3 protein-coding genes are annotated in these 12362 nt (G+C 61.0%); 1 reads left to right on the plus strand and 2 read right to left on the minus strand.

Translation table 11 applies throughout. The annotated features are described in order from the left end of the window. Together KGA96_RS18350 and KGA96_RS18355 are read right to left on the minus strand one after the other, a co-directional pair. The coding region (locus KGA96_RS18350; RefSeq protein ID WP_223514174.1) for a peroxidase family protein at nucleotides 1-10005 on the minus strand (10005 nt) is incomplete at its 3' end. 297 nt (nucleotides 10006-10302) lie between these two features. Beyond that, nucleotides 10303-10770 (minus strand): hypothetical protein, encoded by a 468-nt coding sequence (locus tag KGA96_RS18355; protein ID WP_223514177.1) that lies wholly within the window; start codon nucleotides 10768-10770, stop codon nucleotides 10303-10305. Between the two features lie 72 nt (nucleotides 10771-10842). Here KGA96_RS18355 and KGA96_RS18360 point away from each other — a divergent pair, with 72 nt between their 5' ends. After that, nucleotides 10843-12339, plus strand: a complete 1497-nt coding sequence (locus KGA96_RS18360) for a sensor histidine kinase (protein WP_046037734.1) — start codon at nucleotides 10843-10845, stop codon at nucleotides 12337-12339. Nucleotides 12340-12362: the final 23 nt, after the last annotated feature.

Below are 12362 nucleotides of genomic sequence, written 5' to 3' on the forward strand. Positions count from 1 at the left end.
GTGGAGCTCGTTGCCGCTGCCCGCAAAGTTGCCGATGCCGCCGAAATACAGGTTTTCGACGTTGGCACCCAGGGTGTAGCTCGCGAGCGAGGTCCAGACCGAGTCGTTGCCGGCATCGGCGAGCTCGGTCACCACGTCCCCAAGATCGGTGACTTCGTAGATATCGCTGCCGACACCGCCGGCCATCGTGTCGGCACCTGCGCCACCGATGAGAACGTCGTTACCCGCACCACCCACGAGCGTGTTGTCCAGCGCATTGCCAATGGCCGTAAAGTGGCCGCTACCGCCGAAATACAGATTCTCGACGTTGGCACCCAGGGTGTAGCTCGCGAGCGAGGTCCAGACCGAGTCGTCGCCGGCACCGGCGAGTTCGGTCACCACGTCCCCAAGGTCAGTGACTTCATAGATATCGATGCCGACGCCGCCGGCCATCGTGTCGGCACCACTGCCGCCGATGAGAATGTCATTGCCCGCGTCACCATTGAGGATGTCGTTGCCGCCCAAGGCGTTCAGGAAGTCGTTGCCATCACCTCCGCTGGCCACGTCGTCGCCTGCCGTGCCGGTCCATATGTCGCCACCGGCGGTACCGACAAACACATCACCGACCACTGTCGTTGCGGCAGAGGTGACTCGCTCAAGTGTGCCGAGGTCATCGGTGTAACTCGCGACGACACGCAGTTGCTGACCGGTCTGTGCCTGGATGGGCGTGAAGGTTGTGCCCGTCTCACCGGCGATGTCGGTAAAGATCGCACCGCGCCCCACCTGCCACTGATGGGTAATCACCGAGGTCGTGGTCCCGTTGGCGTCGGTGAACGCATCCGTGGCGGTCAAGGCCGAGCCTGGTGTCGGGGTCGTATCGCTGATCAGCACCGTTCCAACCGGCAAGACATTGACGGTGCCAGTACCGGCCGGCGTGATCGGTGCGGTCGGCGCCGAGAACACCTCCTCCAGCACGCCATTGGCGTCCTTGTAGACCGCCCTGACGCGCAGAGCCAGTCCGGTTGGCACGACGAGTTCCGGGATAGCCGGCACGGCGCCGATGAGGGTCGCCGGTGGTGCAATCCTGAGTTCCGAGCCCACCGTGACGGTCGTGCCCTCCGCGCGCGCGACCTCTCCGGCGGCAAAGAAGGTGATGTCTTCGAATACGCCCGAGCCCGGGCGCGCTTCGAACTGCCAGAAGAAACTGATGGGCCCGGTGATCGCGCCGCCGGTCGCGGTATTGTCGGCATCGGTGATGTCTGCCGCCGAGACCGTCAGCACCTGGCCGACGGCGGGCGTGGGATCGTCGATCCTCAACACACCGACTGGCGCCGAGTTCAAACCGCCGAGTACGAGCGCCTGATCGGAGAACTGCACCCGCTCGATATTGCTGAGGGTGTCGGTCCCGTCCCTGCCAGCGACACTGTCGATGACCGTATAGGTGCCGTTGACGTTTTCAATCACGGTGTAATCCGCCAGATTGCCGGAGAACAGCGCCGTGTCGAAGTCAGGACCGGTCGCCGTCAGGATCTCGCGGACGATCTGGAGCTGGCCGGGGTTATAGGTGCCGTTCAACATGAGCGGGACCAGGGGTGACATGTTGTCGAAACTGGCGATTTCCGGCCCGGTGCCATCGATGTTCTGCCGCACACTGATGCGCACGTTGAGCCACTTGTCGCCGTCGATGAGGTCATCGCCTCCACGGCCTTCGATGACGTCGCTGCCGGCGCCACCCAGGACGATGTTGCCCCCGTCGAACTTATCGTCGGCTGTGCCGGCGATGCCATCCGCGCCGTTGCCGGCGATGCCGACGAACGCCCGTAGACCGCTGATGAGGTCGAAGTTGGTGAGCACGCTGCCCTTGGCGCCAGCGATGGCGAGCAAGTCGGCAGTGGAGTCATCGCCGCTGAGGAAATCGGCGTGGGACGATCCCGACAGCCCTTCCACCAGGTCCAACCGGGCAAGGATCGACGCGGTGGAACCAGGCACCGCAGGCTGATCGAAGAAGCGCAGCCTGGAGTTGAGGCCGATGGTCACGCCGGCCGGATCGTCCTTGAAGGTCGCCCAGTCGTAACCGGAGAAGCCGATGAAACGGTCCGCCTCGCTGGGGCTGCCGATCATGATGTCATCACCGCCTTCCCCGTCGAAGTTGTCCGGTCCGCCATCGCCCATGAAGACGTCGTTGCCATTGATCGGATCGTTGCCGAATGGGTCGAAGTTGTCGCCGGCAACACCATCGGCGGATCCGCCCTGGATCCAGTCGTCGCCTTCGCCGCCGCGCGCGAATTCGTTCGCCTTGCTGCCGAGGATGAAGTCGTTGCCCAGGCCGCCGCTGGTGTCGGCCGCGTCTTCGCCGGTGACGATGAAGTCCTGGCCGGCCTGGCCGAGGATCAGGTTGAGGCCGTTGCCGCCCTGGATGACGTCGTTGCCGTCCTCGCCGTGGATGACGTCATCGCCGCCGATGTCGGTGATGATGTCGTCACCGGTACCGCCAAAGAGTTGGTCGTTGCCGTAACCGCCATCGATCCTGTCGTTGCCGGCATCGCCATAGACCGTGTCGTCGTCCGAGTCGCCGGCAATGAGGATATCGTTGCCGGGCGTGCCGCCCAACACGACCGTTTCGGCGCCGGTATAGTGCAGGTAGTTGCTATCCAGACCCGTCGTGGCGGGGTTGTCTCGGATCACCAGCGGCGTGAGAAAATCAGTGCGCGGTGAGCCAATCGGGTGGACCGACGGACCAAACGGATCGGCGTTGGCCGGCAGGTTGTCGGCGGCCTCATTGACTGGCGTCAATGGATTGTCGACCAGTATGCCATCCGGCCCGGCAATCAGACTTGGGTTGTACTGGTTCGCCTGGTTGACCTCCAGAGTGTAGGCTGGCGTCAGGAAAACCCTGCCCGAGAGGTGTGTTGCGTCGGTATTGGCCATGACCAGCGTGGAGAACGTGTTGTTCTCAAGCTCAGCGCCAAAGTCCATCGAGGCGGTGCGTTCCAGATAGTAGAAGCGGTCACCGTCCTGGAGTTTCTCCATCTGGTTCTCGAAGACGAAGTTGAAGGTCGAGCCGAGCATGCCGCCAAAGGGCATCTTTTCCTCGGCCAGCCCACCAACCCAGAAGTCGACATTGTCCAGACCGGTGATGGTCACGTCATCTGCGGTGTTCAAAACACCGTCCGCACCGGCGGTGCTGGCCCAGGCACCCGTGCTGTTCAGGAAGTCGACACGGTCGCCCGGTGCGGTCGCGCCGCCTAACACCAGGTCCGCAGCCGCGGCGCGCTTGTCCGCCAGCGTGAGGGCGCTGGTGATGGTTGAGTGCGTGCCATAAGCGGCGATGAAGTTGATCAGCGATTCCGGATGTTTAATGTGCTGCACGAAATCGGCCCAACTGGTGTAGGGCTTGAGCTCTGCGTCGCCGGTGGGCCCATAGAACTCCCGCCGCGCCGCGTTCAGGGACGGAACGCCGGTATCGCGGCCGCGCGCCAGGTTGATGGCGGGCAGATCGAGCGGCAGGCCCAGCAGGTTATTGCGCAGGGCTTCGGTGACGAACTCGTCGATCTCGTTACCCACCTGGCGGGTCACACCGCGCACGATAGCACCGGCCGCCTGTTCCGGGGTGGCGCCGCTGCCCGCGAACTCGAGCGGGTTGAGGAAGGCCTGAATCAGCCCGATGTCGCTCGAGGCGAAGTTCGGATCGAGCCGGTCGACCTGCTCCAGCAGCATCGAGTGCCCGAAGCGATAGACAGTGTGCGCGAACTCGGCAACGATGCTCGGATCGATCGCGGTGTCGTACACCTGACCAGGTGCGAAGAACGGATCGACCATCGGCTGGATAGTGCGCGCGAACTCCTCGAACACCAGGTGCTGGTACTGCATCTCGGTGCCGAACTTCGCTGTCTGGAACAGACGCTCGCCGTTCCAGTCAAGGGTCGAGGTGTCGGCAGGAACGGCAGTGACAGGTGTCAGCAGCCACTCGTTCAGGAACGACACATCGCCGCTTGCCGCTGTCGCCAGGACCACCGCCATGGTGTGATCGACCAAGCGATTGTGCTCATGGTGGAAGATCGAATGGACGGTGGTCAGGCCAATGTTCTCGTTGACCCGGCCGTCGCCGGCAATGTAGTGCGCGTCCAACAGTTCGTTGTCGTAGAAGCCCGGCGCAGGTGTACCGCCGATGACAGTGTCCACATCGGGCAGGAGTGCCGCGCCGGTCTGGCCGTCCACCGGAACGGCAGTGTGCGCAATGTCGTTGAGGAAGGCATGGCCGGTGCGCACGGCAGTCGCCAGGCTGATAGGGGCCAGCGGGTTGCCTTCGATGACCACGTCGTCAGCCGTGTTCGCAATACCGTCGGGGCCAAGCCCGATGACGACCTGCGGGAAGCCGTTCGAACCCTTGATGAAGTTGCCGTAGGCATCGGTGCGCAGCAGCGGCACGTTGTCGAAGTCGGCATCGGTGAGGTTAATGCCCAGCATCGCACTCGCCTGCGCCTTGACCACCTTCCAGGTGGCCATGCCGCCAGTCAAACTATCGTCACCGGTAAACAGGATGCCGTCGCCACCGGCAGTCCGATTCTCGATCAGCTTGCCGGTGGCCACCGGATCGCCTAAAGCGTTGAACTCATAGGCACGCAGGAACACCTGGTGCGAAGGATGCGAGCTGTAGGTCTGGTTCTGGTCGACAAACGGCGAGGTGGTGTTGGTGTTCTCGTGGATGTCGTCGGCCGTGCCCAGGATGCCGTCGGGGCCGGGCAGCATAGTCGCCCGTGTCACGGTCATGAAGCGCAGGTTTGCAGGCAGATCGTCGGCGGTACCGGCGATGCCGTCTGGCCCGAGGACCAAGGGATCATCCGCCTGCAACGGGACGAACACCGTGCCATTGCCGCCCTTGGTGACGAGGTCCAGGCCATGGTCGAAGAACTGGCCGAAGAAGGTCATCCACTGGTTGAAGGGCGCGGTCAGGCCCGCATCGGGGCTTATGTTCGGGTCGAAGAAGGTCTGGAACGTCGTGCCGTCGGTGCGGGTTCCGGTAACCACCTGCGCACCGGCCTTGAGGACATCGTCAGGCGTGCCGAGGATGCCATCCACGCCCGGATCGAAGGTGGCCGCGACCGCCGCCGGGTTGTGGGCGGTCTGGTCGACGATCAGGTTGCTGATGGTGCGCGGTTGCGAGTCGAACACCAAGCCGCTGGTCTGCGTATACGAGGTCGGCGTGCCGGCTCCCGGAAAACCGGCCGGAACCGGATCCGCCGGGCGGAAGTTCGGCGTGGTCAGGCGCGGGAATACATTATCGGCAGCACCGAACTCGGGATGGAGCAGGTTGTTGTCCGTCCCCTCGACCGTGCGCAAACCGAATGGCATCCGTATGTTCGGCAGCAGAGAAACCATGTTCTCACCCGCCGCGTTGTGTTCCGCTATCTTGATCTGGTCAAGGATGAACGCCAGGTCGGATTGCGTGTAACGCACACCATTGCTGGGGGCAGTGGTCTGCGGATCAATCAGCGAAGGCGCCACTGCGGGGGCTGGCGCCGCGGCCACTACTGCCGTAGTCGGCGCCGAGAATACCTGCTCGGTCACGCCATGATCGTCCGCATAGATGCCTTTGACGCGCACTGCCAGGCCGGCAAGATCCGACGTCACCGTGAGAGTGGGCGCGTCCGCTCTTGTAAATCCGATACCGATGCGGCCTGGGCCGAGGATGATGTCCTCGAAGACGCCCGAGCCCGGTGCCGCTTCAAACTGCCATACGTAACTGATGGAATTGTGGATAGCCCCTCCCGCGTTGTCGCCATCGGTGAGGCCTGCCGCCGACACGGTCAGTATCTGGCCAACGGTCGGTGCGGTGTTATCTACCGTCAGCGCGCCCACCGGCTCAGCGTTGAGCCCGGGCACGAGGACCATGGACTGATCGGAGAACTGCAGCCGCTCGATGTTGGTGAGACGGTCGGTTTCTTCCTTGCCGACATTGTCGGTCACGGTGACGATGTCATCGGCAAAGTTGGCCGGGGTGCCGTTATCGTTGACGGTGATTGTGTAGTTCGCCATCGGGCCCAGGAAGTTGACGGTGTCGAAGCCCCCCGCGCCCGGCAGGATTTCACGCACGGCGACGAGCTGGCCGGGATTGTAGGTGCCGTTCAGCATGAGCGGGATCATCGGCGTCATGCTGTCGAAGGTGGCGATTTCCGGCCCGGTGCCATCGATGTTCTGACGCACGCTGATGCGCACGTTGAGCCACTTGTCGCCGTCGATGAGGTCGCTGCCGCCACGACCCTCGATGATATCGCTGCCATCACCGCCGAGGATGATGTTGCCCGCGCCGAACTGATCGTCGGCCGTCCCCCCGATACCGTCGGCACCGAATCCGGCGCTGCCGACGAAGGCCCGCAGGCCGCTGACGAGATCGAAGTTGGTGAGGATGCTGCCCCTGGCCGTGATGTTGGCGATGATGGCCGCGTTTTGTTCATCGCCGCGCAGGAAGTCGGCGAAGGCCGACCCCGACAGGCCCTCCACTTCCGCGAACCGGTCATAGACCGAGTCGGCCGATTGCGCCACGGCGCCCACGATATTGCCCGCGGCATCAGGTACCGCGTGATACGGACTGAAGAAGGGAACGACCATGTCGACGGTCACGCCGTACTTGTCATTCTTGTAGGTGGTCCAGTCGAACCCGGACATGCCGTCCATCTTGTCCTGAGCATCGCTGGCGACGAAGGTGTCGTCGCCGCCTTCACCGATCATTTCATCGAATCCGCCGGTGCCGATGAAGATGTCGTTGCCGGGCACATCGTCGGACAAGGTCGGGCTCATGTTATCGCCGGGCGCACCGTCCTGGGTGCCGCCCTCGATCCAGTCGTCGCCTTCGTTGCCGGTCGGCGCGAGGTTGACCTTGGCGCCGAGGATGAAATCGTCGCCCGCGCCGGCGAAGGTCATGGTGATGTCTTCGGTGGTGATGATGAAGTCTTTGCCAGCGCCGCCGAAGACCAGGTTGTTGAGGCCGAGGGTCGAGTTGCCGGCCTGGATGACGTCGTTGCCGTCCTCGCCGCGCAGGGTGTCGCTGCCGCCGATGTCGGTGATGATGTCGTCGCCGGTACCGCCAAAGACGTTGTCGTTGCCGTAGCCGCCGTCGAGGCGGTCGTTGCCGGCGTCGCCATAGACGGTGTCGTCGTCCGAGTCGCCGGCAATGAGGATGTCGTCGCCGGGCGTGCCGCCCAGCACGACCGTATCGCCGCCGGTGTAGTGCAGGTAGTTGGTATCCAGGCCCGGTGTGGCGGGGTTGTCGCGAATCACCAGTGGCGTGAAATGGTCAATACGTGGTGAGCCAATCGGGTGGTCCGATGGGCCAAAGGGGTCGGCGTTGGCTGGCAGGTTGTCGGCGGCCTCATTGACTAGCGTCAATGGATTGTCGACCAGTATGCCATCCGGCCCGGCAATCACACTCTGATTGAACTGGTGCGTCGGGTCGGTCTCCAGGATGAAGGCCGGCGTCAGGAATATGTTAGCCGGCAGGTGTGTTGCGTTGCTGTTGAGCATCACCAGATTGGCGAACGAATTGTTCTCAAGCTCAGTGCCGAAGTTGAGTCCTGCGGTGCGTGCCAGGTAGTAGAAGCGGTCGCCATTCTGCAGGTTTTCCAACTGGGTTTCGAAGACGAAGTTGAAGCTCGAACCCAGCAGGCCGCCAAAGGGCATTTTCTCCTCGGCCAGGCCGCCGATCCAGTAGTCGACGTTGTCCAGGCCAGTGGTGGTCACGTCGTCTGCGGTGTTCAGAATACCGTCCGCACCGGCGGTGCTCGCCCAGGCACCGGTGCTGTGCAGGAAGTCGAGACGATCGGCTGGCGCGGTCGCGCTGCCGAGCACGAGATCCGCAGCCGCGGCGCGCTTGGCCGCCATCGTCGTAGCGCTAGTGATGGTTGAATGCGTGCCGTAGGCGGCGATGAAATTGATCAGCGATTCCGGGTGTTTCATGTGCTGCACGAAATCGGCCCAGCTCGTGTAGGGGGTCAACTGGCTGTCGCCGGTCATGTGGTAGAACTCGCGCCGCGCCTCATTCAGCGACGGGATGCCGGTGTCGCGGCCGCGCGCCAGGTTGAGGGCGGCCAAGTCCAGCGGCAGACCGACCAGGTTGTTGCGCACCGCGTCGGTCACGAACTCGTCGATCTCGTTGCCGACCTGACGGGTCAGGCCGCGTACGATGGCGCCTGCCGCCTCCCCAGGGGTGGGGCCGCTCGCAGCAAATGCCAACGGGTTGAGGAAGGCCGCGATCAGGCCGGTCTGTTGATTGCCCGGGTCAACCGGATTGCCGTCGCCAACGACGTTGAAGTTGGCATCGAAACGATCGACCGTCTCCACCAGCATCGAGTGGCCGAAGCGAAAGACCGTGTGCGCGAACTCGGCGACGATCGCCGGGTTGATCGTGGTGTCGTTGCCCATGGGTGCCAGGAAAACGTCCACTTGCGGCTGGATGGTGCGCGCGAACTCCTCGAACACCAGGTGCTGGTACTGCATCTCGGTGCCGAACTTGGCGGCCTGGAACAACCGCTCGCCGTTCCAGTGCAGGGCCGCGATGTCGGCCGCCGTTACCGGCAACGCCGCCAGTTGGGCGTCAGGCAGCAGCCACTGATTGAGAAAGGCGAGGTCGGCGGAGGCCAGCACCGTTGCCTTGGTCTGGTCAATCAGCCGGTTGTGCTCGCTGTGGAAGATGGAATGCACGGTGGTCAGGCCGATGTTCTCGTTGACCCGGCCATCGCCGGCGATGTAGTGCTTGTCGAGCAGTTCGTTGTCGTAGGTGCCGGGGGCTTGCGGGCCGCCAATGACGGTGTCCGCGTCGGCCGTCAGGCCGCCGGTCGGATCGGCGCTGTGGGCGATGTCGATGAGGAACTGGTGACCGGTGCGCACGGCGTTTGTCAGGCTGATGGGTGCAGCCCGATTACCCTCGACGAGCACATCATCGGCCGTACCGGCAATGCCATCCGCGCCCATCATCACGACTTGAGGAAGGCCGTTAGGCCCCTTGATGAAGTTGCCGTAAGCATCGGTCGCCAGCAGCGGTACGTTGAACACATCCGCATCGGTCAAGTTGATGCCGAGCAGATCACGGGCCTGAGCCTTGACGACTGCCCAGGTGGCCATGCCGCCGATTTCAACGTCATCAGCTGTGCCGAAATGCCCATCGACGCCCAGGTCACGGTTGGTGATCAGCTTGCCGGTGGCCACCGGATCGCCAACGGCGTTGAGTTCATAGGCACGCAGGAACACCTGGTGCGAGGGATGCGAGCTGTAGGTCTGGTTCTGGTCGACAAACGGCGAGGTGGTGTTGCTCTGCTCGTGGATGTCATCGGCGGTGCCGAGGATGCCGTCGGGACCGGGCAGATTGGTGGCCCGCGTCAACACCATGAAGTTGGTCGGGCTACCAGGCACGAACAGTGGATCGTCGGGCTGCAGCGGAATGAACACCGTGCCGCTGCCGCCTTTGGTGACCAGGTCCAGGCCGTGATCGAAGAACTGGCCGAAGAAGGTCATCCAGGCATTGAAGGGCGCGGTCAGGCCCGCGTCCGGCGTGATATTAGGAATCTGGAAGACGGAAATGTCGTCGGCGGTGCCGAACAGGCCATCCAGACCGGGGCTGGTGACGACCTGTGAATCCGGATTGGCCGCTGCAGCCGCGACTGCCGCCGGGTTGTTGGCGGTCTGGTCCACGATCAGGTTGCTGATGGTACGCGGCTGCGAGTCGAAGACGAAACCGCTGGTCTGCAGGTAGGAGGTCGGTGTGGTTCCGCCAGGATCGGCCGGGCCGAAGAAGCCGACCGGCTGGACCTGCGCGGTATTGAACACCGGCGTCGTCATACGCGGGAAGAAGTTGTCGGCGGCGCCGAACTGGGGATTGGCCAGGTTGTTGTCGATGCCGGAGACAGTGCGCAGGCCGAAGGGTACCTCTACGTTCGGCAGCATGTCAGCCAGACTCGCGCCTGCCGCATTCCGTTCAGCGATGAAAATTTGTTCGAGAATGAACTCAAGATCGGACTTGATGAAGCTGGCCATGGCTGTTTCCTCGATGCTTGACTAGTCAGGAAACCACACGCATAAAACACGGCTGCAAACGCGTGGTTTAGTGCTGAACCCCATAAATGAAACCGAAATTTGAACGACGGGACCTGGTACCACGGCCGCACCGAGCCCCTACTGAATTGCAAGCAATCAGCAGAACTCGACTGAGGATCAATTCCCCATGACAACCGTATTTACAGGCTGGTATTGCGCCTCAAGGAGGCGACGGCCCATGAACCCAGGTTGAATAGAAGGTGCAACTTGCTAACGGCCCCGTCACGTATCGGGGCTCTATGCATCTGTACATGATGCTCTCTCAGGTGTAGGGGGCTTGTCACAGATGCCACACATCCAGAGAACAAAGGCATTGGCCGGAATATGCTCGCGAAGATCGCCATATTCCGGGACTTCCTGAGGGGTGATGGCACGGTTCTGCGTCCATGCGGCTTCGTCAACAAGCCTTTTATCCATGAGAAAACTGGCATCGACTACGAATTGACTAGTATGTACTGGAGACTGGCTCCGCACGCTGGGTGGCGGAGTCAGGAAACCATTGGAACCATAGGTTTGGTTCTGATTGAGTGGAACACCCGCACTGTTGTACTGGAGCGTATTCTCAACAGAGATTTCAAATGAACCGAGTTTGACTTGAATGCCAGGGTGCGAATGGCCGACCACACTATTGGTAATAACCCCCGGCTGTTGTTGCCAGAAATAGCGATTATCCAGATGGATCGAGAATCTTTTTAAATTATTCATCGCGCCTCCCGACTTCAACCTCAAACGCCAGCTTTACACTCCATTGAAAATGAGTATTGAGGGGCTACCCGGATGTGTACAGAGACAAAAGCCCAATCAAATTCTGAGACCTTGGTCGAAGAATCGGATCAGACCTTGGTCGGATCAGAGGCTGGCCAAGCGTCCAGTGGCGGAGTGCCAGGGAGACAGCCTCCCCGTGCGAAACTGCGCCATTCAAGCCGCTCAACCCAGTTCGTCATCTGCGCCACAATCATTCTGGGCTTGACCATGACGTTCGTTGGAAAGCTCGTAAGCCAGAGTATCGAAGATGCAACGATTCAAACGGCGGCAGAGACTGGCGCGCGTTATATGCAGAACTTTCTCGATCCTTTCGTCCAGGGACTGACCACTGCCAAAGAACTCCCCGATGGAACCATTCAGACTATTGATCACCTGCTGTCCAGCACCTCATTGAGTACGCATGTGGTCTCGGTGAAGATCTGGCTTCCAGACGGCACGATTGTCTACAGCACCGACAAGTCCACGGTCCAGAAAACTTTTCCGACAGAGGAGATCTCACAGGCGCTGACAGGCAAGATCTATACAGAACTGGACAATGATTTTGAAGATGATACTGAGGATGCTTTTGAGCGAAGTCTGAATATTCCGCTCTATGAAATTTTTGCTCCACTGCGAGAAACGGTTACTGGAAAGATTGTTGCGGTTGGAGAGTTCTACGAAACCGCGGAAGCGTTACAGCGCGAAATCAATAATGTTCGCAAGAAAGTATGGGCGATAGTTGGTGCAGCAACGACAGCCATGCTTTTGTTGTTATTTTTTATCGTTCGGCGTGATGACAAGATAATAAAGCAGCATGAAACAGCACTTGAATGGCGAATGGATGAGCAAGCCAAGTTGCACTCAAACAATGCCGCCCTTCAGCACAAAGTCACTACAGCCAATCGCGAATTCTCCAGAATCAATGAACTCACTCTTCGGCGGATCGGGGCAGATCTTCATGATGGTCCTGCTCAGCTGTTGTCACTTATTCTCCTTCGCCTTGAAGAACTCGAAGATTCACAAGGCGCCTCGGATGGGGAGGTCATCGAAATGATCAGGCGTGCCGGCGAGGATGCTTTAAACGAAGTGCGGGAAATATCACTCGGCCTGGCACTTCCCGAAGTCAATGAACTGACCCTGCACGATGCGCTGGTATTGCTTGCCGAGCGGCACGAAGAGCGAACCGAGACGCGAGTAGAACTGGAGCTTGATACTCTTCCTGACGATGTACCGATAGCGCATAAAATTTGTATTTACCGCTTCGCCCAGGAAGCGTTGAACAATGCCTATATTCACGCCGGAGGAAAAGGCCAAAAACTCAGCGCCTCTCACTGCGAAGGGTTACTGGAAGTACAAGTCGAGGATGCGGGAGTGGGAATTCCAACCGAAAAACCAAATGTGCCTGGTCGAGGTAGAACCCATCTGGGCCTTGTAGGCATGCGCTATCGCGTCGAATCCCTCGGCGGAATATTCATCATTGAATCGGCGCCCCATGCCGGAACCAAAGCCAGGGCGCAGTTCAAAATCTGATCACCCGTACCAAAATGATCATT

Origin of the sequence: Pseudomonas sp. GL-R-26, assembly GCF_019947365.1 — a bacterium.
GTDB lineage: Bacteria > Pseudomonadota > Gammaproteobacteria > Pseudomonadales > Pseudomonadaceae > Aquipseudomonas.

What these genes read in the sequence shown, in the direction of transcription:
- KGA96_RS18355 (WP_223514177.1), bottom strand. Translation starts at nt 10,770, where the DNA reads ATGAATAATTTAAAAAGATTCTCGATCCATCTGGATAATCGCTATTTC.
- KGA96_RS18360 (WP_046037734.1), top strand. Translation starts at nt 10,843, where the DNA reads ATGTGTACAGAGACAAAAGCCCAATCAAATTCTGAGACCTTGGTCGAA.